Genomic DNA, 24045 nt, shown 5'->3' with positions numbered 1-24045 from the left:
TTATTGGTACTGCTGGTACGGATTGCCCTGGAACTGGTTGTTCTGTTGTGGCGCCTGCTGCTGACCGGCAGGTTGGCCGTATTGCTGACCTGGGATCGGGCCGAGGTTGACCTCGACGCGACGGTTTTGCGCCCGGCCATTCACGTCGGCGTTGCTGGCAATCGGGTTATCCGGGCCGGCACCGCGTGCGCTCAGGTTGGTCGGGCTGACGCCCTGGGAGGTCAGGTAGTTGGCCACGCTCTGGGCGCGACGCTGGGACAGGTCCATGTTCAACTGGCGACTGCCGGTACTGTCGGTGTAGCCGACGATCTGGATCGTGTTCTGGCTGAACTGCTTGAGCGAGTTGGCCAGGTTGTTCAGCGGCTGATAGAAGCTGCTGGCGATCGCGTCCGAGTTGGTGGCGAAGGTGATATTGCCCGGCATGATCAGCTTGATCTGGTCACCCTGGCGCTGCACTTCAACCCCGGTGTTGGCCATGCTTTCACGCAGTTTCTTTTCCTGCTGGTCGGCGTAGTAGCCATAACCGGCAGCGCCGGCACCGGCAACCGCCGCACCGATCAGCGCGCCCTTGCCACGATGGTTGTGGTCAATGGCGGCACCGGCCAGGGCACCGGCCAAGGCACCAAGGCCGCCGTATTTGGCGGTCTTGCTCATACCGCCCTCGGAACCACTGCTGGCCTGCCCCTGATTGCCGCTGTAGGGATTGGGAGAGGCGCAGCCGGACAAAAGGGCTACGGCGGTGGCGACAACAAGCAGACGACGCGGAGTGAACATGAAGAGAGCTCCTACTTTTGCATTCTGTGATGCAGAGGACATTGGCAACTGGCCTGTGCCGAGTTTGGATCGCGACAAATGGTAAAGATTCCGTTGCGGCTCACCGAGGTGCATCGAGGGCAACCCGTTCTTGTCGCTTTACAGACCGTAGCAGACCCAGGCTGAACGCGGCCTGCGGTTTTGCTGCAACGCTGCGCGCAAGGCGATACCGTTTTCGGACGAATGTCGCCAGAATAATTGCGCGATGAAACCGGTTGTCCCCCTCCCCCTTTTCCGCTAACCAATCAATCTTAACGCCTGCGCCCGCGCCACGGCCTGCGTCCTGCGCTCCACCCCCAGCTTGCTGTTGATATGGCTCGCATGGGTCTTGACCGTGTGCAGGGAAATAAACAGCCGGTTGCTGATCTCCTGGTTCGAGCAGCCCTGGGCGATCAATTGCAGCACCGCCAACTCTCGGCTGCTCAGGGTTTCATGAGCAGGCGTGGCGTCTGGCGCCAGCGTTGCCGGCAGCAGCGCCAGCAAGCTCTGATTGAGTACGCCGTGGGCGTCTTTGCCCAGTTGCTCGCGCATCCACTCCGGGTACGCGTCCAGCAGTCGCTGGAATGGCAGCAGCGCGCCGCCCGCCCCCGCTTCGAGCGCACGCGACAGTACCGGCCGCGCCTTGACTTCCTGGCCGCAGTCGAGCAGCAATTGCGCCTGCTGGGTCAGCGCCAGCAGGGCGATCATCTGCCGCCCGCTGTCGTGGGCGTGTTGCGCCAGATCGTCGAGACGTTGCAGTGCGGCATCGGGCTGATGGCGGATCGCATCGAGGGTGGCCTGCTGCAGCTCGATATGCTGCGCCAGGTGCGGATGAAATTCCGGCGCAGCGGCCGCCTGCTCGCCGCTGTAGGTTTGCGCGAGCCGCGCCAGCCAGGCTTCGGCCAGGTCAGTGCGGCCCTGGGCCAGCCACAGTTCGCATTTGATCAGGGTGATCATTGCCAGGTAGTAGATCGGCGGCACGTCCCAGATATGCATCAGGCGCTCGGCCTCGGCCAGCTCGGCAAAGGCCTTGGCGAAATCCGCGCGGCGCCCTTCGAAACTGGCGATCACACAATGACCGATCAGTACGCTGATATCGCGGCACGCCCGCGCCTCGGTCAGGCCGGCGCGCAGGCGCGCGATACCGGCGTCGGGCTGATTACGCATCAGCAGTAGATACCCTTCGTACAACGACAGCCGCGCACGCACCGCATACAACCGTTGCGGCGCAAGGCCGTTCAAGCGCTGCAGCCCCTGGTGCACTTCATCAAGGGCCCGCAGGACCTCGCCGCGCGCCTGCAATACCCGCGCGCGGTCGTAATGGGCCAGCGCTTCGAACAACGGGTTGCCGACGCGTTGCGCCAGCTCCAGGGACTCACGGTTCAGACCACGGGCACGCCACAGATCGGCGTCGACGATGGCCAGGTTGGACAGCGTCGACAGGCACATCAGACGCTGGCCATAACGCCGCTGCGGAAGGCTTTCCAACGCTTCGCTGCAATAACGCTGGGTCAACTCGCGGTCGCCCCGACCCCGAGCGATGATCCCGCTCAGCGCCAGCCACTGCGCCAGCATCGACCTTTGCGCCGTGGCCGACGGCGCCGGCAGAAAGCGGCTGAGGTAGCTGGACAATTCTTCCGCCGCATCCAGCTGGCAGGCCAGGCCCAATGCCCAGCTGTACAGCACGATCAGGCGCGGCGTGCTGATCAGCAGGCTGTCGGGCAGGTCCATTTTCCAGCGCAGCAACATGCCGATATTCTGCTCGGCCAATAGCTGTTCTTCGGACAGGTTCTGCACCAGATTGGCCGCTACATCCAGATGGCCCGCGCGCAGCGCCTGCTCCACGGCCTCGTCGATCAAGCCCTGGGCATTGAACCAGCGACAGGCACGCAGGTGCAGACTCGCCGCCGGCAGCACGGCGGCACTGGCACGCCGGGTGCGCAACAGGTCGGAGAACAAATGGTGATAGCGGTACCAGTGACCCTGATCGTCAAGCGGGACGAGAAACACCTGGTGCGATTGCAGGTAGCGCAGGATTTCCGCGCTGTCGTGGGCTTCGCGCACGGCGTCGCACAGTTCGCTGCAGAAGCGTTCCTGGGGGGCGGTATCGAACAAAAAGGCCTGCACTTCAGGCGGCAGGCAGTCGATCACCTCTTCGAGCAGGTAGTCGCGGATCAGTCCCTCGCCGCCGTGCAGACTCTGCGGCAACGCCTCTTCGCTACCGGCTTCGGACGCCGCCAGCAGCCAGAAACGCAGGCCGGCCACCCAGCCTTCGCTGCGGCGAATCAGGTTCTCCAGCGCCTCGCCGCGCAGTGAGCTGCTGTGGTGGTCCAGTACTGCCAGGGATTCGGCATGGGTCAGGCGCAGATCCTGCTCGTTGAGCTCCAGCAAGTGCCGGGACAAACGCAACCGCGCCAGGTGCCAGTCGGGACGCTGGCGACTGGTGACCAACACCACCAGGCCCTCGGGCAAGTGGTTGAGGAAAAATTGCAGACAGCGGTCCAGCACCGGGCCCTGGGCCAGATGGTAGTCATCCAGCACCAGCAACAGCGGCGCACCGGTGGACAGGTGCAGCGCAAGCTCATCGAGCAGGCCGTCGAGCCATTCTTCGAAGGCGAAGGGCTGATGACGCTGGCGCATTTTCAGCAGGCCAAGGGACTGGGCGCCAATGTGCGGGAAATAGTGCTGCAAACCTTCGAGTAGCCGTTCGAGGAATCGGCCCGGGTCACTGTCCCTCGCGCTCAATCCCAGCCACAGGCTCTGCCAATGGGGCGGCAACGCCTGGCAGAACTCCACCGCCAACGAACTCTTGCCAAACCCCGCAGGCGCGCTGACCAGCAGCAACCGCCCTTCGAGCCCCGCGCTCAGCCGTTCGCACAAGCGGGGTCGCGGCACGTAGCCGTCAGGCAGCGGAGGCCTGTAAAAGCGACCTTCCAGAGGCGGCATGACCGCATTGGCAGGCCCCTGGATTCGGGACAGATCAGTCATCGCCGGGCTCTTGTAGAAGGCTGTTGTCGGCATTGCAGATGTCCGCAGACTAGCGGTAAAAGCGCCTGCCTTGTATATCTTTGCAACATTTGCCTTAAAAAGAACTGCGACAAGAAATGTGAAAGGGGCTTGCTCCCAATGGCGGCGGATCAGTCAACCGATGTACCGACTGATCCAACGCCATCGGGAGCAAGCCCCCTCCCACAGTGGTTACCGTTACCGCTTAGCGAACACCATCCTGACGCAGAGCCGCCGGAGTGAAGTCGCTGGTGGTGGCGGTGAAGCCGAAGTCATAGGCCTGTTTCTCTTCGTTCTTCATGCCCAGCGCGAGGTAGCGGCCGGACTGCAGGTCGTAGAGGGTTTCCAGGGCGTACCACGGCACTTGCTTGTCGTAGTAGTTCTCGGCATGGGCCTCGGCGACGCGCCACAGTTGGCCACGCCCGTCGTAATGGTCGATCACCGCAGCCTGCCAGGTGTCTTCGTCGATGAAGAAGTCACGCTTGGCATAGATGTGGCGCTGGCCTTCCTTCAGGGTGGCGACCACGTGCCAGACACGGCGCAGTTCATAACGCGTCAGGTCCTGGTTGATGTGGCCGGCCTTGATGATGTCGGCGTACTTGAGCTTGGGGTCGTCGATCTTGTAGCTGTTGGAGGCGATGTAGATTTCTTTCTTGCCTTCCAGCTTCCAGTCGTAGCGATCCGGTGCGCCGTTGTACATGTCGAGGTTGTCGGAGGTACGCAGGCCGTCGGCGGCAGTGCCCGGCCCGTCATAGGACACTTGCGGCGCCCGGCGCACGCGGCGCTGACCGGCGTTATAGACCCACGCAGAACGCGGCTCCTTCACCTGATCCAGGGTTTCGTGCACCAACAGCACGCCACCGGCCAGACGCGCCGGCGCGGTCACTTGCTGCTTGAAGTAGAACAACACGTTGCCCGGGTTTTTCGGGTCGAAGTCCTTCATCTTGTCGCGGAACACGAACTGGTCGCGGAAGTACACCAGGCTGTAGGAACCGTTGGTTTGCGGCGTAGCCTGGGTGACCAGACGCGTCACGCTGCCACCGCGATAGCGGGTGATGTGGTTCCAGATCACCTCAACGCCGGTCTTCGGAATCGGGAACGGCACGGCCGTTGAGAAGTTCTCCAGGCCGTTGCCGCCGGACACCAGGTTGGTGGTGGTAGCGTTCTTCTTGATCGCGGCGAACACATCAGCCGGCACGGTGGCGCCACGATGGGTCGGGTAAACCGGCATTTTGAAGGTTTCCGGGTAGCGCTTGAACATCGCGTATTGCCCCGGCGCCAGCTTGTCCTTGTACTGCTCGACGTTCTGCGCGGTGATGGTGAATTGTGGTTGCTCACTGGCGTAGGGGTTGGCCAGGAAACCACGGGCATCGACCGCACCGGCGTTGGTTGGCATGGGCGACCATTTCGGAATGGTGCCGGCTGCGTTACCGGCCATTTCGGCGCCCATTGGCGTCAGGCTTGTGCCCAGCTTGGCGGCTTCATCCGCCGAGACGGCCGCCATGACGTGGCTCGCCATGATCGACAGCCCCAGCACCCCGATGTGCAACAGACTTTTGCTTATTTTCATGTTGTTGTTCTTCCTGAAAATGCATGCCGCTTGGAAAAGTGCTTAGAAGTTGGCACCGAAGCTCAAGGCCACGAAGTCGCGGTCATCCACGGTGCTGAACTTGCCACCAAAGAAGTTGGTGTAGGCCAGGCTCGCGGTGTAGGTGTTCTGGTACTCGGCATCCAGGCCCAGGCTGACCGCCTTGCGACCTTCTTCAAAGTTGCCGCCAGGGCCCGGGGAGTAACCCTTGACGTCATGGGACCAGGCCACGTTCGGCTTGAGGTTGACCCCGGCGAACACATCCGGGTATTCCCAGATGGCGCGTGCGCGGTAGCCCCACGAGGTGGCGGTGGTGTAGCCGTCGTTGCTGCAGTTGGTGTTCAGGCCGGCCGCATTGGGCAGACCGGCGCCGTTGGCGGTGGAAGCGTTGAGCGCATTGCAGAAGCCGCCCGGCAAGGTGCCCGGGCCGAAGACCGGATCACGGCCATAACGGGCCTGGGACTTGCTCTCCAGCCCGCCCACATGGGTTACACCGATTTCACCGACGGTGGTCAGACGGCTGGCGCCCATCACTTGGTCGAAGAAGTGCGTGAAGGTGGTCTGGAACTGCGTCACTTCCTTGCGGTTGTAACCGTGCAGGTCCTGGCCCGGGCTGCCCTTGAGCACGGACGCATTGCCAAAGCCCGGAATCGGCGTGACGCCGGCAAACAGGATATCGGTGGTGCTCAGTTGCACCGGTGCATTCGGACGGTAGCTCAGCTCACCGCTCCAGGCGGTGCCGGTAGGCAGCGTGGTGGAGAAGCTCAGGCCGTAGAGGCGGATATCTTCCGGGTATTCGACGAAGTAGTTGGAACTGCCCGCCACGATCAGCGGACGCAGTGCCGCCAGCGGCCCCAGTGGTCGAGTGAACGCCGACGCCGGCGCGCCCTGGGCGCTGAAGATCGGCGCACGGCTGTGGTAGTTCATGAAGTACGCGCCGAACTCGGTGTCCAGCGGCTCGAAGTTGTAGTGCATGGCCATGCCGAACTGGCCGCTGTCGCGCGCATCACGGTCCGGCCCACGGCGCACCAGCACGCCCTCGCCGTTGACGTCCACGCCCAGCGCATTCAGGGTCGGCAATGCTGCGCCCGGAATGGTCGAGCGCTTGTTCAGCACGCGCAGGTTATTGCTGCAGCCGTCGGAAATCACGTCAGGCTGGGAGAAGAAGGTGCCGCAGTTATCGGTAACGGTCTGGTCCCATTCCAGTTGGTAAAACGCTTCGGCCGACAGGTTGTCGGTGAGTGTCTGGGACACATAGAACATGTTGACCGGGATCAGGCCTTCCTTGATCTCGGCACCCGGACGACGGAACGCAGACACGTCGATCGGGTTGATGGAGTTGATGCCGCCGCCGATGAAGGTACTTTCACCCCAGCTCACCACCTGCTTGCCGAACCGCACGTTACCCGGCTGATCGGCAATGCTGTAGTTGTGGTAGATGAACGCATCGAGAATCTGCCCGCCCGAGGACTTGGCGCCCTCTTTGCGGTTGTTGTCACTGATGTCCTTGAATGGCCGGCTTTCGTCTTTGAGCTCGAAGTCATACCAGTATTTGCCACGCACAAACACGCCGGTATCGCCGTATTTCAGTTCCAGGTCGTGAATGCCCTTGAAGATCTTCGAGAAGGTCTCGCCGCGCTTGAAGTTCAGATGGCCGTCATCGGACGTCTGGGACAAACCCCGGCCGCCGTTGTTGGCGCCGATCAGGTCACGATTGGCCTTGGCAGTGGACCAACTGGCGCCCACGGACAGCGACGAGTCAAAGCTCCCTTCGATTTCACCGATATTGAAACTGACGCCGAATGCAGGCCCGGCGAGCGTAGAGGCGAGACTGACGGCCAGGGGCAGTTTTGCCCGGCGCCAGAACTGGTTTACTGAGGTCATCGACGCTACTCCATGTGCATTATTGTTATGGCAGTGAGTTTTTTCGCTGATGCGTGTAACGGCCGGAATACAACGATTCCAATGCCGCCCGGCAACCAGGCCCCCATGGCCTGAAGTGCAACATCCTTGAAAAACTCTGTGAGTGACTATAGCCAGCAGGGCATACCGCTTGATCCCTCTAAAGTGTGATTTGCATCACCACCCCGTCTGCCACAGTCCTTTCGCCACGTCGGCGAAGGCCGACGCGGGAAGGATGGCTGAAAATCGGCAAATCACAAGTAAAGCCGCAAGATAGAGCAGTGCCGTGCCCGAACGGGCACGGCGAACGCACTCAGAGGGTGGACAGGAACGTGCTGTTGTTGGCCTGCCATTCGATGATGTCGACGCGGATACGTTTTTTGTCGAGTTTGCCGACGCTGGTCTTGGGAATTTCCGTAACAACGGCGATCTGGCTCGGAATCGCCCACTTGCTCAGGTGGCCCAATTCCACGAACGGCTTGAGGTGTTCCTTGAGTTCGCGCGCGCCAATCTCATGGCCATCGCGCACCACCAGCAACGCAAACGGGCGCTCGCCCCACTGTGGATCGGCGATGCCCACCACGGCGACTTCGCGCACCGCCGGGTGACGGCTGACCAGGTCTTCGAGGGCCAGGGACGAGACCCACTCGCCGCCGGTCTTGATCACATCCTTGATGCGGTCGCGAATATCGATCACGCCAAACGCGTCCAGGGTGGCCACGTCGCCGGTGTGCATCCAGCCGCCGGCCCACAGCTCGGCGCCCTTTTGCGGCTCGTTGAAATAGCCTTCACTGAGCCACGGCGCACGCAGCACCAGTTCGCCCTGGGACTCGCCATCGGCGGGCAGAAAGTTGCCATCGGCGTCGACAATCGCCGCATCCACCAGTGGCCCCGGCACACCGGCCTTGATGCGATAGGTGGTGCGTTCATCTTCGCTGCCGGCCATCAACTCATCGTTGAGGTGGGCGCAGGACACCAGCGGCCCGGTCTCGGACATGCCATAGGCGGCAGTCAGCTGAATGCCCCGCGCCTTGGCCGCTTCATACAGGGTGCGGTTGAGGGCGCTGCCGCCGATGACGATTTTCCAGCCGCCAAAGTCCACGTCCTGGGCAGCCTTGGCGTTGAGCAGCATTTGCAGAATGGTCGGCACGCAATGGGAGAACGTAACGCGCTCCTTGTGCCATAGCTCCACCAGGTATTCCGGGTCGTAGCGGCCGGGGTATACCTGCTTCAAACCGAGCATGGTCGCCACGTATGGCAGGCCCCACGCATGCACATGGAACATCGGTGTGATCGGCATGTACACGTCGCTGGTGCCCAGCAGGCGCACGCTGTCGACGCTGCCCATGATGGTCGCCACGCCAATGGTGTGCAGCACCAGTTGGCGATGGGTGAAGTACACACCCTTGGGATTGCCGGTGGTGCCGGTGGTGTAGAAGGTGGTAGCGACCGAGTGTTCGTCGAAATCCTCGAAGGTGTACGTGGGGCTGGCAGCGGCCAGCAGGGTTTCGTACTCGCCTACCAGGTTGGGCAACTCGGCGGTGTGGGCGTCGCCGTCGGTGAGCAGCAGGGTCTTGTCCACCGTGGTGAGCTGCCCGGCGATGGCCTGGTAGAGCTCGACGAACTCGCTGTTGACCAGCACGAAGCGGTCCTCGGCATGGTTCATGGTGTAGAGGATCTGTTCCGGCGACAGGCGCACGTTGATGGTATGCACCACCGCGCCGATCATCGGGATGGCGAACATGCATTCCAGGTAGCGGTGGCTGTCCCAGTCCATCACTGCGACGGTGTCACCGGCCCTGACCCCGGCGTCGGTGAGCACATTGGCCAGCCGCGCGACGCGCTCGATCAGCGTCGGGTAGGTGTAGCGCAGTTTGTCGCGGTAGATGATTTCCCGGGTCTTTTCGTAGCGGGTGCCGGACATCAACAGGCGTTTGATCAACAACGGGTATTGGTAAGCGCCTTCGGCGGGCGGGATAACACGGGTCTGCAACATACGAATCCCTTTTTATGACTGCACGGTCTTGGCTTGAAGACTTGCACTGTAGAGACCTTGTGTTTCAACCAAATCAGCCAAAGGAATGATTTGTGGAGCGCTGCAAATGCTAGCTTTGCGCCAGCAGTTGAGGCGCTCAAGCGGGTTATTTCACGCTGGTAAACGCCAATTTCACCCCAATCGCAATCAACACCGCGCCCATCGTCCGATCAAACCAGTGGCCCATCCGCGCAAACCCCGCGCGCACGCGCTGCTGACTGAACAGCATCGCCACCAGGCAGAACCACAACGCGGTCGCCACGGCCAGGTACACGCCGTAACCGGCCTGGATCGCCAACGGTGTGTGCGGGTTGATCACCACGGTGAACAACGAGAGGAAAAACAACGTGGCCTTGGGGTTCAAGCCATTGGTCACGAACCCGGCGGTAAACGCTCCGCGCGGCGTGCGCTCGCCCACTTCTCGGTGCAACTCGCCCTCGGCGACGGGCTTGGCCGGCTGCGCGCGCAGGGCCTTGAAGCCGATGTACAGCAGGTAGGCCGCCGCCGCCCATTTGAGCGCGTTGAACAGCACGATGGACTGGGACACGATCAAGCCAATGCCGAGCAACGAGTAGCCCACGTGCAGGAAAATCGCCGAACCGACGCCCAGCGCAGTCCAGGTTCCGGCGCGACGGCCGTGGGTCACGCTTTCGCGCACCACCACGGCGAAATCCGGGCCGGGGCTGGCCACTGCCAACAGGTGAATCAGAGCCACGGTCAAAAACTCGGCGAGGTACATGTTCGCTCCCTTTACGTAACGGATTATTTCATCTGATAGTCTCGGCAGAGTACGCCTTCGAACTTCGTCGCAAAAGGTACAGTTGAGCATGAACAATCGCCGCGCCGTCTTCCTCGATCACCCTTCCCTCGACCTGGGCGACCTCGACCTCAGCGGTTTGCAGGCCTGCTTCAGCGACCTGCAGCTGTTCGAGCAGACCACCGCGCAGAATCTGATCGAGCGCCTGCAGGGTGCCCAGGTCGCCATCAGCAACAAGGTCGCGCTCGACGCCGACACGCTGGCCGCCTGCCCCGAGCTCAAGCTGATCCTCGTAGCGGCCACCGGCACCAACAACGTTGACCTTGCGGCCGCCCGCGCCCACGGCATCACCGTGAGCAACTGCCAGGGCTACGGCACGCCGTCGGTGGCGCAGCACACGCTGATGCTGCTGCTCAACCTGGCCACGCGCCTGCAGGACTATCAGCGCGACGTGGCTGCCGGCAAATGGCAGGCAGCCGCGCAGTTTTGCCTGCTGGACCATCCGATTGTCGAGCTGCAAGGCAAAACCCTCGGCTTGCTCGGCCATGGCGAACTGGGCGGCGCCGTTGCGCAACTGGCCGAAGCCTTTGGCATGCGCGTGCTGCTGGGCGCCATTCCTGGCCGCCCTGCCCGAGCCGATCGGGTGCCGCTGGATGAGTTGCTGGCGCAGGTCGACGCGCTGACCCTGCACTGCCCGCTCAACGAGCACACCCGCAACATGATCGGCGCTCGCGAGCTGGCGCTGCTCAAGCCCGGCGCGTTGGTGGTCAACACAGCGCGCGGCGGTTTGATCAATGAACAGGCGCTGGCCGACGCGTTGCGCAGCGGCCATCTAGGCGGTGCCGCCACGGATGTGCTGAGCGTGGAGCCGCCGGTCAATGGCAACCCGCTGCTGGCCGGCGATATTCCTCGGTTGATCGTCACGCCGCATAACGCCTGGGGCAGCCGCGAGGCGCGCCAGCGCATCGTCGGCCAACTGGCGGAAAACGCCCGAGGCTTTTTCGACGGCGCCCCGCTGCGGGTCGTCAGTTGATAGACTGCGCCCCTTTTTCAAGGAGCAGACCATGGATCCGCGCAGTGAAGTGCTGCTTCGCCAGCCCGAACTTTTTCAAGGCAACCTGCTGCTGGTCGGTTTGCCGGCCGACGACTTGCTCGGTCGTCTGCCCAATGCCCACGGCTGGTGCTGGCACGCCGGTGACCAGGCGGCGCTCGACGCACGCTTCCCGGAGCGCAGCGCGTTTGGCGTGAATGTGCCTGAACGCGCGTTCGACGCGGCGGTGATCTTCCTGCCCAAGTCCAAGGACCTCACCGATTACCTGCTCAATGCGGTGGCCGCACGCCTGCCCGGTGCCGAGCTGTTTCTGGTGGGAGAGAAAAAAGGCGGTATCGAAAGTGCCGCCAAGCAGTTGGCCCCATTCGGCAAACCGCGCAAGCTGGACAACGCGCGGCATTGCCAACTGTGGCAGATCACCGTGGTCAATGCGCCGCAGAGCGTAGAACTGGAAAGCCTGGCACAGGTGTTCGAGGTGCCGCTGGCCGAGGGCCCGCTGAAAGTGGTCAGCCTGCCAGGCGTGTTCAGCCACGGGCGCCTTGATCGCGGCACCGAGTTGCTGCTGGCGCATCTGGACAAGCTGCCGAGCGGCCATCTGCTGGACTTCGGTTGCGGCGCTGGTGTGCTGGGGGCTGCGGTCAAGCGTCGCTACCCGCACAACAGCGTGACGATGCTGGATGTAGACGCCTTCGCCACCGCCAGCAGCCGCCTCACCCTGGCGGCCAACGGCCTGGAAGCCGAGGTGCTGACCGGCAACGGAATCGACGCCGCGCCGATGGGTTTGAATGCGATCCTGAGCAACCCGCCGTTTCACGTCGGCGTGCACACCGATTATTTCGCCACCGAGAACTTGCTGCGAAAAGCGGCAAAACACCTGGCAAAAGGTGGCGAACTTCGCCTGGTCGCCAATAGCTTTCTCAAGTATCAGCCGCTGATCGAAGAGCACCTGGGCATCTGTGCGGTGAAGGCCGAGGGCAACGGTTTTCGCATTTACCGCGCCAAGCGCCCCTAACGGGCGTTTGAAAAAGAAGGCTTGCCGAATGTGTCCTGGCTAGGCAGAATCCGCTCCGTCCTAGGGGAGTAGTCTCCCACGAGTTCAATCTCGTCCGGCATACGTCAACATACTTGGTCAACAGACCATGGCGTATGCGACCCAGGAGTCCGCACAGACGGACCGGGGTTTGACAAGACCTATGACACGCACACCTTACCCGGGGCGGGAAGGCTGTTCGTGTCATAGCCGTGTCGACCCGCCCCTGGAACCTACCTGATGCTGGATTCTCTGCTCGTCCCCACCGCAATCGTTGCCTTGGCCGAAATTGGCGACAAGACGCAACTGCTCGCGCTCATCCTTGCCGCACGCTTTCGCAAACCCTGGCCGATCATCGCCGGCATCGTCGCCGCGACCCTGGCCAACCATGCGGCCGCCGGTGCCGTGGGCGCCTGGTTTGGCAGCTTTTTCTCGGACGCGGTGCTGCACTGGATTCTCGCCGCAAGCTTCTGTGCCACGGCCTTGTGGACGCTGGTACCGGACAAACTCGACGATGACGAGGCCAGCACCACGCGCAAGTTCGGACCGTTCCTGACCACGCTGATTGCGTTCTTCCTCGCGGAGATCGGTGACAAGACGCAGATCGCCACGGTGATGCTGGCGGCGCAGTACCCGGAGCTATGGCTGGTGATTATCGGCACGACCCTGGGCATGTTGATTGCCAACGTACCGGTGGTGCTGGCAGGGAATTTTGCCGCGGAGAAACTGCCACTGACCCTGATTCGCCGGTTGGCAGCGACGGCGTTTTTCATCCTGGCGATTGTGGCGGTGTACAAGGCCATGCAAAGCAGCGGGTGGATCTAGCGCCAAATGTGGGAGGGGGCTTGCTCCCGATTGCGGTGCGTCAGCCTGGTATTGCTTGGCTGATCCACTGCTACCGGGAGCAACCCCCCTCCCACACTCAGGTCTTCATCAGCGTTGGAACATCAGGATTTTTTGGCCTGTTGGTACAGCGGCATCACTTTCGGAATGGCCGCCTGCAGCGAGGCGATCCGGCTATCGGAGGCCGGGTGAGTGCTCATGAACTCGGGCGGTGAGCCTTCGGAAGCCTTGGCCATCTTGTTCCACAGCGTGATCGCCGCGTTCGGGTTGTAGCCGGCGCGGGCCGACAGCTCCAGGCCGATCAGGTCGGCTTCGTTTTCATTGCTGCGGCTGTTGGGCAAGGTCATGCCGTAGTTGGCCACGGTATCGGCCAGCGCCAGGCTGTCCTGGCCCAGGCCGAATATCGCACCGGCGCCTTGCTTGGCCATCTGGATGCCATAGGCCTTGGACATGGCTTCACGGCCATGCTCGCGCAAGGCGTGGGCAATTTCATGGCCCATTACTGCGGCCAGCTCGTCATCGGTGAGCTTGAGATTGTCGATCAATGCGCTGTACACGAAGATTTTGCCGCCAGGCCCGCAGTTGGCGTTCATCTCGTCGCTCTTGATCAGGTTCACTTCCCACTTCCACTGCGCCGCATCCGGACGGAAGGTGGGCGCCTGGGCGATCAGCCGATTGGCAATCGCCTGCACGCGTTTGGCGTTGGCACTGGTTTTGTCCACCAGGCCTTTGCCACTGGCTTCGCCCAAGGTCTGCTGGTAGGACTGGGCATACATCTGGTCGACTTCCTGACTCGACAGCATGCTGAACATGTATTGCTTGCGCTCAACCCCCACGGCGCCGCCGCTGGTGGTGTTGACCGACTGACACCCGGCCAGCAGCATGGCCGCCGCCAATACACTTACTGCCAATGACTTTTTCATGCGAGACGCTCCCTGAAAACATGGCGCGTATCGTAGGCCCTCGTGTGTATCCGCGCCAGATACACACGACGTTTAACTGCTGTATTTCCGATACATCCCACAAGAGGGTACCGACGGCAGCAACTGTCAGGCCGGGGTCAGGCACTCCGGGCCGTTGAGCTTGGGATCGTTGACCATATTGGCCAGGACCCTTTCGCGCAACGCGGTGGGCTCACTGGCCAGCAGCGCCTGCAATACGTGCAACGGGGTCTCGGGATCGAGCCACGCCGCCTGGCCCGCAGCATCCAGGATCAGCGGCCGGCGCTGGCTTTGCGCGGCCTGGGTGACCACCGCAGTGCTCAGCCACACCTGTTCCTGCACCGGGTAGGCTTCCCAGATCGCCGCGAAAAACAGCGTCGAGCCCTCCCCCGGCGTCAACCAGTACGGGCGTTTGCGCTGAGTACCGCGCCATTCGTAAAAACCGTTGGCCGGCAGCAGGCAGCGACGCTGGCGAAACGCCTCGCGGAACATCGGTTGCTCCGCCAGGGTTTCGGCGCGGGCATGGGCCGGCGTGCGGGAAAGATCAGTCAGCCACGGCGGGGTCAGGCCCCAGCGGGCACGCGCCAGGGTGCGCTGGCCTTCGCTCTGGCGCTGGATCAGCACTGAGTCATTCGGGGAAATGTTCCACTGGGCCTGCTGGTCCGCCGGAAAGCCCGGCAGGGCGGCAAAGCCGGGATTCCAGCGAAACAGGGCATAACGTCCACACATGGGGCAACACGACTCTTGGGGTAAACCGACCGACAGCCTAACAGACCAGCACGTCGGGAAAGCTGTCGGGTTCATCACCGGGCAGGGGCTGCGCGCCGATATAGGCGGTGATCAGCTCACGGGCATAGGCAGCGTGATCATTATCGACCTCCAGCCCCAGCAGGCCGAAAATCGGCAACTCGCCAGTGCCACCGAGCAGATGGCGCCCCACCAGATGTGCCTCGATACCCTCGCTGGCGAGCATCTGTTGCAGCAACTCGCCTTCCATGAGGTTTTCCGGTTCGTAGATTCGCTGCATGGGCGTGCCTGCTATTCGTTCTCGGCGTGGACTTCAAGCATCCATTCATGGCCATCCGTTTGCAGGATGAAATTGATCGGTCGGCAACAGACCGGGCAATCCTCGATATAGCACTGATCGCCACCGGAAAGATCCAGCACCGCCTCCGCCGGCTCACCACAATAAGGACAATCATACGGTTCAGTTTCCAGCATCGCAGTCTCCCAGGTGACTTGTGCGTATAATCGCCGGTCTATTGACAGGGCTATTGATCGGCCGGGCCAATTACCCGCGCCGCACCCTGGTATTTCCTCTACTTATCCTAGCCGTTTCCAACAAGAGAGCATGATGGGCGAATTCGATACCATCCGACCTTACAACGACAGCGAAGTCCCGGCAGTGCTGGCACGTCTGTTCAGCGACAAGGCCTTTCTGGACATCCTGACCCACTTCCGCTTCCCCCGCTTCGCCGGCACCCTGGGCTGGCTGCTCAAGCCGATGATTGCCCGCAAGCTGCGCCGTGAATTCGCCGGCGTCACCACCGTGGCCACGCTGCAGGACAAGGTCGAGTACTACGTCGACCACACCATCGACCGCGCGACCGACGGCGTGACCTACACCGGCGTCGAACAGCTCAAGTCCGGCACCGCGTACCTGTTCCTGGCCAACCACCGCGATATCGTGATGGACCCGGCGTTCGTCAACTATGCCGTGTACCACGCCGGTCTGCCGACGCCACGCATCGCCATCGGTGACAACCTGCTGCAAAAGCCGTTTGTCAGCGACCTGATGCGCCTGAACAAGAGCTTCATCGTGCACCGCTCGATCACCGGGCGAAAGGAAAAGATGGCGGCGTATCATTTGCTGTCGGCCTACATTAATCATTCGATCCGCAATGACTGCCAGTCCATCTGGATCGCCCAGGCCGAAGGCCGCGCCAAGGACGGGGATGATCGCACCGAATCGGCGATCCTCAAGATGTTCCACGTGAGCCGCAAGGATGAGCCGTTTGCCGAGGTCATCCAGTCGTTGAACCTGACGCCGGTATCCATCAGCTACGAGTACGACCCCTGCGATACCGCGAAGGCGCGCGAGCTGTATATCCGCGCCACCACCGGCACCTACAGCAAGGCGCCGGGCGAGGACGATGTGAGCATCGCGCTGGGTATCACCGGCTACAAGGGCCGCGTGCACATCAACTTCGCACCGCCGATCACCGAGCGCTTCGAGGACACCAAGCTGCTGGCCGTGGAAATGGACCGGCAGATTCTCGGCGGTTATCGGTTGTTCCCGGTGCATTACCTGGCGTATGCGCAGTGGGCCGATGCAGACCCGCAGTTGCAGGTGCCGACCGCGGCTGAAGTCTTCCCGGCCGATGAGCTGGCCAAGGCGAAAACGGAATGGGAAAGGCGTTTGAATGAGTGCCCAGCGGAACACCGGCCCTACCTGGTGACGCAGTACGCAACGCCGGTACGCAACCAGTACCGCGTCAAAGCCGGAATCCCTCTGTAAGCACCTTCACACAGGGGGTATTGCAGTGATCTTAAAAATGGGTGCTGAGCCAGGACAGGACCAGCGCCAGCCCGAGACCTGCAAACCCTATACGGTAAGCCAGGCGATGCGCCCGCTCGATGCGCACATCCAGAAACAGCATGGGTTGGTCGATCGCGCGCTCTTCGCTCTGGGCGGTGAGGTCGGCCATTGCGCGCTGCTCGCAAAAACGCGCAACGAACAGCAGCGCCGCCGCGAGGCCGGCCAGCAATAGAGCCATGACATTGATCAACAGTGCGGGCAGCGCCATCGCAAACCTCGGTGAACCCATACGCTGATATCCATTCGGACACACCTGAACGGTAGTGGCGCCCTGCGCCTGTAACGATCCCGTCCACTTGCGATTAATGTATCGAGTAATTTACAGCGTCACCTGAACGTCACCTTAACAAGCCATTCTGTTGCCCTTCGAACGCCCGGGAGCTTGTCATGTTGCATGCGCAGAACCAGGACCGGTTGTATCTGGTCGCCCAAAGTGATGAACAGGAGGCGCTGATCGGCAGCCTGGCGTTCAACGTTCAGGACCGCCACTGGCTGGTGTATTGCGCCCTGGGCGGGCATCAACATGCGGATTGGCCGGAGATGGATCTGCTCACGGGCGTGAGCATGCTGGACTTCCACGTCGACAGCGCCGCGTGAAGAAACGCCCGGCGAAAAAAAACCGGGCTCAGCGATGAGCCCGGTTTTTTTGTGAACGGCTTACTGCTGCGAGCTGAGCAACTGGCCGATGCTGGGGTCCTTGAACAGGCGGGTCAGCGCGTCGCTGAGCACGTCACTGACCAGCTTGGTGTTGGTTTCCTGGTTCGGCGACATGCCGAAGCGCTGGTTGAGCGACGCCGCGTAACGGCCGCTGTAGCGACGGGTACCGGCGCTGACATCGGACTTGAACGTGGCACCGATGGAGGCTTCAGTCACGTACAGGCCTTCCTTGGGCGACTGGTATTTCAGTTCGGCCAGGGTAACGGTCAGTTGGGGGGCACCCGGCGAAGTGGTCGGCGTGAACCCCAGCAGGCGCACGGCGGCTTCAGCCTGGGCCTGCAGCTTGGGCAGCACGTCCTGGCCGGTCACCGAAATCAATGCGGTCTCCGGGTACAGGCCGCCGCGCGAGCCCAGGGTTGGCGATGGACGACCGTCCACCACACGCACCGACACCGGCTGACCATGCCCCACCGGCGCCAGCTGCGTGGTGATCTTGGGTTGCGGGCTGAGTTGTTGCGGGCTGTTGGCGCAGCCAACCAGGGTCAAACTGGTCACAGTGATCAAACCGAACAACAGGCGTTGCAACATACTCATTTCTCCAGGACTAGATGCAAACAGGCCGCCAGTATAACGGTGCACGCGCGCCACTCACCAGCGATCCTGAACGGCAGCTGAAGCCACGGCGAAATTACAATTTCGCATAAATTCGTCATTCCAGTGTCATGGCAGACTGGCAACCTTCAAGCATGTAACACAACCGGTACACGCCATGCGCCTGCTCAAATCGTTGTTCATGTCACACACCCGCCATCGCCAGTTCGCGCTGCTCGACGCCAGGGGCCATTGCCTGGCCTTCAAGCAATGCAGCCTGCCACCTGTCGGCGAGGGCTGGGTGGAAGTCACCGAGACACGCCTGTGCTGGATGCACCGTCCACTGCCCGCCAGCGCTCGGGTTCGGCCGGGGGTCGCGCACGCACATTCGCGCCAGGCGTTGGCCTCCTGACCACAAGCCTAATAAAAGTCATAAAACACGCCCATTTCTGCGGCGTTCTTCGCTACAATCTCCCCCCGATTATAAGGACGTCTCCTGATCGGGCCTCGCAGCACCGTTAATGCCTCGGCATTAACCCAAGAATCGCCCACAGAGAGCCGCCCACACAGATCGAGTGAAGCTGGCGCGCTTGCTGTTTTCCTTGCAGACCACCCGCCTTTACCGCATCTGCCAGAGCTGCCATTGCGCTCGGCCACTTGAGTTGTTTGCCCGTTTTGCCGCGTGTCGGCAAAGGTGTTTCGGGCCAGGTGCCAGGCTGAGGCAGCCCTTTTTTGAGGTTCACGTCTTCAAAAGAGCGTGAAAAAACGGGTTTTCACAACTTCACAAGAGTGTGGCGAGCAAATGAATAGTTTGGCGTTTGTACAAGCACCATCAGCGTCTGGAACAGCCCACCCCCCCAGGACCGAGTACGCCTCAATAACCGGAGCTTGAGCCTGTCCGCGACGGATTGATTGCACGAATCGCACGCTTTGACCATAAGTCGAATTGCCACAGGCGCCCATGAATGCGTTCATAGGCAGATCAGCCCGGCAGCAAGCGTGCGCTGGAAGTTGCAAGGAATTGCGAAACGGACATGGCGATCCTGGCCATGGGTAACCTGGGGCAACACGTGAACCGCCCCGTCACTCCTGGCAGCCATGCCGTCAATTTGGTGCTGCAGATTTTGGAGACGCGTTAAATGGCGCATAACGAAGCAGTCGACGTAGTACTGGTAGGGGCCGGCATCATGAGTGCCACCCTGGCCGTGCTGCTCAAAGAGCTCGACCCCGGCCTCAAGCTGGAAGTCGTTGAGCTGATGGACTCGGGTGCCGCGGAGAGTTCCAACCCGTGGAACAACGCCGGTACCGGCCACGCCGGCCTGTGTGAGCTGAACTACACGCCGCAGGCTGCCGATGGTTCCATCGACATCAAGAAAGCCGTGCATATCAACACCCAGTTCGAGGTGTCGAAGCAGTTCTGGGCGTACCTGACCAAAAAGGGCACCTTTGGCTCGGCCAGATCCTTTATCAGCCCGGTGCCGCACCTGAGCTTCGTGCAGGGTGAAAGCGGCGTGTCGTTTCTCAGGAAGCGTTTTGAAACCCTCGTGCAGCACCATGCGTTTTCGGACATGCATTACACCGAAGACCGTGGCGAAATGGCCGAGTGGATGCCGCTGATGATGCCCGGCCGCCCGCTGGATGAAAAAATCGCGGCCACCCGTGTGATGAACGGCACCGACGTCAACTTCGGTGCCCTGACCAACCAGTTGCTCGGTCACCTCACCAGTACACCTGAGGCCCAGGTCAAGTACTGCAAGCGGGTCACCGGCCTCAAGCGCAACGGTGCCGGCTGGACGGTGAGCATCAAGGACGTGAACAGCGGCGAAAGCCGCGAAGTCGACGCCAGGTTCGTGTTCCTCGGCGCCGGTGGTGCGGCCCTGCCGCTGCTGCAAGCGTCGGGCATCGACGAAAGCAAAGGCTTCGGCGGTTTCCCGGTCAGCGGCCAGTGGCTGCGTTGCGACAACCCGGACGTGGTCAAGCATCACCAGGCCAAGGTGTACAGCCAGGCGGCGGTGGGCTCGCCACCGATGTCCGTGCCACACCTGGACACCCGGGTAGTGGATGGCAAAAAATCCCTGCTGTTCGGGCCATACGCCGGCTTTACCACCAAGTTTCTCAAGTACGGTTCATTCCTCGACCTGCCGATGTCGATTCGCGCCGGCAACATCGGCCCGATGCTGGCCGTGGCGCGCGACAACATGGACCTGACCAGGTACCTGGTCAGCGAAGTGCGCCAGTCCATGGAACAGCGCCTGGAATCCCTGCGCCGCTTCTATCCGCAAGCCAAAGCTGAAGACTGGCGCCTGGAAGTGGCCGGCCAACGGGTGCAGATCATCAAGAAAGACCCGAAGAAAGGCGGCGTGCTGCAATTTGGCACCGAGCTGGTCGCAGCCAAAGACGGCTCGCTGGCGGCACTGCTGGGTGCGTCTCCGGGAGCTTCAGTGACGGTTTCTATCATGCTGGAACTGATTGAGCGTTGCTTCCCGGAAAAAGCTGCCGGCGAATGGGCGGTCAAGCTGCACGAGATCTTCCCCGCACGCGAGAAAGTGCTGGAAACCGATGCCGAGCTGTATCGCAGGATCAACACGCAGAACAACATCAGCCTGGAGCTGGTTGAACAAGGCGACGAGGCTGAAAGCTACGCTTGAGGTCTGAACGCAATAAAAAACGCCCCTCGCAGGGGCGTTTTTTTTGGCCGGGGTCATCAGCCGCGGGCTTTTTCGATCAGCTCGATGTACTCGGGCGCGTGGCGCTGGTCCTTGATTACGTCGACGAAGGTCTGACCATGCTCGTCCTTGCCATCCAGATCCAGGCCGGCGGCCTTGAAAAAGCCAAGGAAGCGCTCGAAATCATCGATACGCAGGCCACGGTAGGCCTTGATCAGCTTGTGCAGAGACGGTGAAGTCGCGTCAACCGGCTCGAAATCCAGGAACAACTTGATCTGGTCGTCGCCGATCTCGTCACCAATCACCTGTTTCTTATCTTTACGCATTACCGACTCCAGCCTGCAGACATTTTCACGGGGTCTGAAGTCTACCTTTGGAAGCGATGAAGCGCCTAGTCGAACTGGGCCAGCATCCACGCTTGATAAGCCGCCACTTCGGCATCGCCTTCACGCGGCGCCCAACTGGCCAGCTCACCTTCGCCCACCGGACGATACGGTCCGGCCTTGCATTCGAACATCACCGTGTCGGGCTCCAGCACCACCAGCCCGTGGAAAACCCCCGGCGGCAAGTCAACACCTGCGCACTCGCCACCGGCCTGCATCACCCGCCTGGCGATCACCTCACCGGTGTCGTTGAAGATCAGCAAACCCAGGCGCCCCTTGAGCACCAGCAGGGTTTCCGCCTTATCGGCGCTCAAATGCCGATGGGGCGGCACGTAGGTGCTGGGCTGCAGGCCGACGGCCATGCGATGGCACGGCTCTTCCATCTGATGAAAGTTGTGATGGTGCCGGCCACGTGGGCTGGCGCCCGCCTTCTCGGCCAATTCGGCATACAGCGTCTGATCAAGAAAGCGGGTCATGACTTACATCCCTTTGACGGCGTAGATGCCATTGGCGTTGCGCCAATAACCTTTGTAGTCCATGCCGTAACCGAAGATGTAGCGGTCGATGCAGGGCAGGCCGACGTAATCGGCTTTCAGGTCCGGGCGTGCCTTGCGGTCGTGGTCTTTGTCGATCAGCACGGCGGTGTGCACTTTACGCGCACCGGCGTGTTTGCAGAAGTCGATGATTGCACCCAGGGTGTGACCCTCATCGAGGATGTCGTCGATGATCAGCACGTCGCGGTCGATGAACGACACTTCTGGCTTGGCCTTCCAGAACAGGTCGCCGCCGCTGGTTTCATTGCGATAGCGGGTGGCGTGCAGGTAGGACGCCTCCAGCGGGAACTGCAGATGGGTCAGCAGCTTGCCGGCGAAGATCAGGCCGCCGTTCATCACGCAGAACACTACCGGGTTGCTATCGGCCAGTTCGCGGCTGATATGCGCGCCAACCTTGGCGATCGCCTCTTCGACTTGCGCTTCGCTGTACAGGCAGTCAGCCTCGCGCATGATTTGACGGATATGCTCGAGATCAGCGGACATGGCGCTCTCCAAGGGGGTGCTGTGGCAAGAAAAGCGGGCAAAGGTACGCATGTGAGCGGCAACGTTCAAGCGTTTATGGACTAACGTACTTGATTGTCTATAGGACATCATCCTCGGATAGATTAATCTAGGCCGGTTTTTTTGCCCGCCGCCGGAGCCTTTCCCATGCCCACTCGCGAGATCCGCCACCCGCTGATCCAGCACAAGCTCGGCCTTATGCGCCGCGCCGACATCAGCACGAAGAACTTCCGTGAGCTTGCTCAGGAAGTCGGAGCGTTGCTGACTTACGAAGCCACCAAGGATTTGCCCCTGGAAACCTACGAGATCCCCGGTTGGGCCGGTCCCGTCCAGGTGGAGAAAATTGCCGGTAAGAAAATCACCGTAGTGCCGATCCTGCGCGCCGGTATCGGCATGCTCGAAGGCGTGCTCAGCCTGATCCCGGGCGCCAAGGTCAGTGCCGTGGGCGTGGCCCGCAATGAAGAAACCCTGCAGGCCCACACCTACCTGGAAAAACTCGTCCCGGAAATCGACGAGCGCCTGGCGATGATCATCGATCCGATGCTCGCCACCGGCAGCTCCATGGTTGCCACCATCGACCTGTTGAAAAAGGCCGGCTGCAAGGACATTCGCGCCATGGTGCTGGTTGCCGCGCCCGAAGGCATTGCCGCCGTCGAGAAAGCCCACCCGGACGTGCAGATCTACACCGCGTCCATCGACGAGCGCCTGAATGAACACGGCTACATCATCCCGGGCCTGGGCGATGCCGGTGACAAGATCTTCGGCACCAAGCAGAAGGACGCGTGAACATGCAGGATGAATTCAACGACCCGCTTTGGCGCCAGATCCTGTCCGGCGCACAGATGCTCTTCGTGGCATTTGGCGCGCTGGTGTTGATGCCACTGATCACCGGCCTTGATCCAAACGTTGCGCTGTTCACCGCAGGCCTGGGCACGCTGTTGTTCCAGGTGGTCACCGGGCGACAGGTGCCGGTGTTCCTGGCATCGAGCTTTGCGTTTATCACGCCGATCATTCTCGCCAAGGGCCAGTTCGGGCTCGCGGCGACCATGGGCGGGGTGATGGCGGCCGGTTTCGTGTATACCTTTCTCGGCCTGGCAGTGAAGATCAAAGGCACCGGCTTTATCGATCGCCTGCTGCCGCCGGTGGTGATTGGCCCGGTGATTATCTCCATCGGCCTGGCCATGGCGCCGATTGCGGCGAACATGGCGATGGGCAAGTCCGGCGACGGCGCCGAGCTGATTCATTACCAGACGGCGATGATGATCTCGATGCCGGCGCTGCTGACCACGTTGATCGTTGCAGTGTTCGGCAAGGGCATTTTCCGCCTGGTGCCGATCATTTCCGGCGTGCTGGTGGGCTTTGCCATGGCCTTCTACTTTGGTGTGGTCGACACGGCCAAAATCGCCGCCGCGCCCTGGTTCGCCCTGCCCCACTTCACCGCGCCGGAGTTCAACTGGCAGGCGATCCTGTTTATCGTCCCGGTGGCCCTGGCCCCGGCGATCGAGCATATTGGCGGTGTGATTGCGGTGGGCAGCGTGACCGGTCGCGACTACCTGAAAAAGCCCGGCCTGCATCGCACCCTGCTGGGTGACGGCATTGCCACCACGGCCGCCGGCCTGTTTGGCGGCCCGCCGAACACCACCTACGCCGAAGTGACCGGCGCGGTGATGCTGACCAAAAATTACAACCCGAAGATCATGACCTGGGCGGCAGTATTCGCTATCAGCCTGGCGTTTATCGGCAAGTTCGGCGCACTGCTGCAGAGCATTCCGGTGCCGGTGATGGGCGGGATCCTGTGCCTGCTGTTCGGCTCGATTGCAGCGGTGGGCATGAACACGCTGATCCGCCATCGGATCGACCTGGGCGAGGCGCGCAATCTGGTGATTGTGTCAGTGACCCTGGTGTTCGGCATTGGCGGCGTGCTGGTTGGCACCGGCACCGGCCCGGATGACTTCGGCCTCAAGGGCATCGCCCTGTGTGCGGTGGTGGCGATTGGTTTGAACCTGCTGCTGCCGGGCAATGATGGCTGGAAGCACAAGAAGCCGGATGAGCCGCTGCTCTAATTAACACCGCAAAACCAAATGTGGGAGGGGGCTTGCTCCCGATAGCGGAGTGTCAGTCGATGCATACTTGACTGGAACACCGCCAT

At 61.7% G+C, this 24045-nt stretch carries 24 protein-coding genes and 1 riboswitch; of the genes, 9 read left to right on the top strand and 15 right to left on the bottom strand.

Translation table 11 applies throughout. From position 1 onward, the window contains the following. The 6 genes from LUB09_RS10670 to LUB09_RS10645 all read right to left on the bottom strand — a co-directional run bounded on the left by LUB09_RS10670 (nt 1) and on the right by LUB09_RS10645 (nt 10062). Complete coding sequence (locus LUB09_RS10670) at nt 1–774, bottom strand: OmpA family protein (RefSeq protein ID WP_209988747.1); 774 nt, start codon at nt 772–774, stop codon at nt 1–3. A gap of 276 nt (nt 775–1050) precedes the next feature. Further along, entirely contained in the window at nt 1051–3780 is a 2730-nt protein-coding gene (locus LUB09_RS10665; RefSeq protein WP_209988745.1) for a LuxR C-terminal-related transcriptional regulator, read from the bottom strand. Nucleotides 3781–4003: 223 nt separating this feature from the next. Beyond that, nucleotides 4004–5368: a DUF1329 domain-containing protein gene (locus tag LUB09_RS10660; RefSeq protein ID WP_209988739.1), complete on the bottom strand. Its 1365-nt coding sequence runs from the start codon at nt 5366–5368 to the stop codon at nt 4004–4006. Between the two features lie 42 nt (nt 5369–5410). Then, nucleotides 5411–7270 (bottom strand): DUF1302 domain-containing protein, encoded by a 1860-nt coding sequence (locus LUB09_RS10655; RefSeq protein WP_209988735.1) that lies wholly within the window; start codon nt 7268–7270, stop codon nt 5411–5413. Between the two features lie 331 nt (nt 7271–7601). Then, entirely contained in the window at nt 7602–9284 is a 1683-nt protein-coding gene (locus LUB09_RS10650) for a fatty acid--CoA ligase (protein WP_231422540.1), read from the bottom strand. A gap of 145 nt (nt 9285–9429) precedes the next feature. After that, complete coding sequence (locus LUB09_RS10645) at nt 9430–10062, bottom strand: LysE family translocator (RefSeq protein ID WP_231422539.1); 633 nt, start codon at nt 10060–10062, stop codon at nt 9430–9432. Nucleotides 10063–10150: 88 nt separating this feature from the next. On the opposite strand from LUB09_RS10645, the gene LUB09_RS10640 reads away from it, so the two are divergent. The 3 genes from LUB09_RS10640 to LUB09_RS10630 all read left to right on the top strand — a co-directional run bounded on the left by LUB09_RS10640 (nt 10151) and on the right by LUB09_RS10630 (nt 12986). Further along, nucleotides 10151–11113: a 2-hydroxyacid dehydrogenase gene (locus tag LUB09_RS10640; RefSeq protein WP_231422538.1), complete on the top strand. Its 963-nt coding sequence runs from the start codon at nt 10151–10153 to the stop codon at nt 11111–11113. Nucleotides 11114–11144: 31 nt separating this feature from the next. After that, the gene (locus LUB09_RS10635) at nt 11145–12143 is read left to right on the top strand and encodes a class I SAM-dependent methyltransferase (RefSeq protein WP_209988725.1); all 999 of its coding nucleotides are present in this window, start codon (nt 11145–11147) and stop codon (nt 12141–12143) included. A 50-nt stretch (nt 12144–12193) separates the two neighbouring features. Continuing rightward, a riboswitch (yybP-ykoY riboswitch) is annotated at nt 12194–12314 on the top strand. An 87-nt stretch (nt 12315–12401) separates the two neighbouring features. After that, on the top strand, nt 12402–12986 hold the full coding sequence (locus LUB09_RS10630) for a TMEM165/GDT1 family protein (protein WP_004372026.1): 585 nt from the start codon (nt 12402–12404) through the stop codon (nt 12984–12986). A 122-nt stretch (nt 12987–13108) separates the two neighbouring features. On the opposite strand, the gene LUB09_RS10625 is transcribed toward LUB09_RS10630, so the two are convergent. The 4 genes from LUB09_RS10625 to LUB09_RS10610 all read right to left on the bottom strand — a co-directional run bounded on the left by LUB09_RS10625 (nt 13109) and on the right by LUB09_RS10610 (nt 15166). Continuing rightward, the gene (locus tag LUB09_RS10625) at nt 13109–13927 is read right to left on the bottom strand and encodes a M48 family metallopeptidase (RefSeq protein ID WP_209988721.1); all 819 of its coding nucleotides are present in this window, start codon (nt 13925–13927) and stop codon (nt 13109–13111) included. Between the two features lie 126 nt (nt 13928–14053). After that, nucleotides 14054–14674: an SOS response-associated peptidase gene (locus LUB09_RS10620; protein ID WP_209988718.1), complete on the bottom strand. Its 621-nt coding sequence runs from the start codon at nt 14672–14674 to the stop codon at nt 14054–14056. Between the two features lie 37 nt (nt 14675–14711). Further along, a complete protein-coding gene (locus LUB09_RS10615) occupies nt 14712–14972 on the bottom strand; it encodes a putative signal transducing protein (RefSeq protein WP_209988716.1) in 261 nt (86 codons plus the stop codon). A gap of 11 nt (nt 14973–14983) precedes the next feature. Next, a complete protein-coding gene (locus LUB09_RS10610) occupies nt 14984–15166 on the bottom strand; it encodes a CPXCG motif-containing cysteine-rich protein (RefSeq protein WP_209988713.1) in 183 nt (60 codons plus the stop codon). A gap of 133 nt (nt 15167–15299) precedes the next feature. Between LUB09_RS10610 and LUB09_RS10605 the strand changes: the two genes are divergently transcribed. Next, the gene (locus LUB09_RS10605) at nt 15300–16463 is read left to right on the top strand and encodes a 1-acyl-sn-glycerol-3-phosphate acyltransferase (RefSeq protein ID WP_209988710.1); all 1164 of its coding nucleotides are present in this window, start codon (nt 15300–15302) and stop codon (nt 16461–16463) included. A 31-nt stretch (nt 16464–16494) separates the two neighbouring features. Here the strand turns inward: LUB09_RS10605 and LUB09_RS10600 are convergent, their stop codons facing one another. After that, nucleotides 16495–16752, bottom strand: coding sequence for a hypothetical protein (locus tag LUB09_RS10600; RefSeq protein ID WP_209988707.1), 258 nt, complete (start codon nt 16750–16752; stop codon nt 16495–16497). 179 nt (nt 16753–16931) lie between these two features. Between LUB09_RS10600 and LUB09_RS10595 the strand changes: the two genes are divergently transcribed. Next, complete coding sequence (locus LUB09_RS10595) at nt 16932–17141, top strand: hypothetical protein (protein WP_209988705.1); 210 nt, start codon at nt 16932–16934, stop codon at nt 17139–17141. 60 nt (nt 17142–17201) lie between these two features. Here the strand turns inward: LUB09_RS10595 and LUB09_RS10590 are convergent, their stop codons facing one another. After that, nucleotides 17202–17789 carry a YajG family lipoprotein gene (locus tag LUB09_RS10590; protein WP_209988702.1) on the bottom strand — a complete coding sequence of 196 codons (588 nt, stop codon included), beginning with the start codon at nt 17787–17789 and terminating at the stop codon, nt 17202–17204. 181 nt (nt 17790–17970) lie between these two features. Here LUB09_RS10590 and LUB09_RS10585 point away from each other — a divergent pair, with 181 nt between their 5' ends. Both LUB09_RS10585 and mqo read left to right on the top strand, forming a co-directional pair. Continuing rightward, nucleotides 17971–18204 (top strand): hypothetical protein, encoded by a 234-nt coding sequence (locus LUB09_RS10585; RefSeq protein WP_231422537.1) that lies wholly within the window; start codon nt 17971–17973, stop codon nt 18202–18204. Nucleotides 18205–18931: 727 nt separating this feature from the next. Next, the gene (mqo, locus tag LUB09_RS10580; RefSeq protein ID WP_231422536.1) at nt 18932–20440 is read left to right on the top strand and encodes a malate dehydrogenase (quinone); all 1509 of its coding nucleotides are present in this window, start codon (nt 18932–18934) and stop codon (nt 20438–20440) included. 56 nt (nt 20441–20496) lie between these two features. On the opposite strand, the gene LUB09_RS10575 is transcribed toward mqo, so the two are convergent. The 3 genes from LUB09_RS10575 to LUB09_RS10565 all read right to left on the bottom strand — a co-directional run bounded on the left by LUB09_RS10575 (nt 20497) and on the right by LUB09_RS10565 (nt 21878). After that, nucleotides 20497–20784: a PA4642 family protein gene (locus tag LUB09_RS10575; RefSeq protein WP_209988692.1), complete on the bottom strand. Its 288-nt coding sequence runs from the start codon at nt 20782–20784 to the stop codon at nt 20497–20499. Between the two features lie 65 nt (nt 20785–20849). Beyond that, nucleotides 20850–21317, bottom strand: coding sequence for a WbuC family cupin fold metalloprotein (locus LUB09_RS10570; protein WP_231422535.1), 468 nt, complete (start codon nt 21315–21317; stop codon nt 20850–20852). Nucleotides 21318–21320: 3 nt separating this feature from the next. Further along, nucleotides 21321–21878 (bottom strand): hypoxanthine-guanine phosphoribosyltransferase, encoded by a 558-nt coding sequence (locus LUB09_RS10565; RefSeq protein ID WP_004372053.1) that lies wholly within the window; start codon nt 21876–21878, stop codon nt 21321–21323. Nucleotides 21879–22043: 165 nt separating this feature from the next. Between LUB09_RS10565 and upp the strand changes: the two genes are divergently transcribed. Continuing rightward, entirely contained in the window at nt 22044–22682 is a 639-nt protein-coding gene (gene upp, locus LUB09_RS10560) for a uracil phosphoribosyltransferase (protein ID WP_004372055.1), read from the top strand. A gap of 2 nt (nt 22683–22684) precedes the next feature. Next, nucleotides 22685–23959 (top strand): uracil-xanthine permease family protein, encoded by a 1275-nt coding sequence (locus LUB09_RS10555; RefSeq protein ID WP_004372057.1) that lies wholly within the window; start codon nt 22685–22687, stop codon nt 23957–23959. Nucleotides 23960–24045 lie beyond the last annotated feature (86 nt).

Origin of the sequence: Pseudomonas sp. Leaf59 (assembly GCF_920984685.1) — a bacterium.
GTDB lineage: Bacteria > Pseudomonadota > Gammaproteobacteria > Pseudomonadales > Pseudomonadaceae > Aquipseudomonas.
This window is presented reverse-complemented; position numbering and strand designations above follow the sequence as displayed.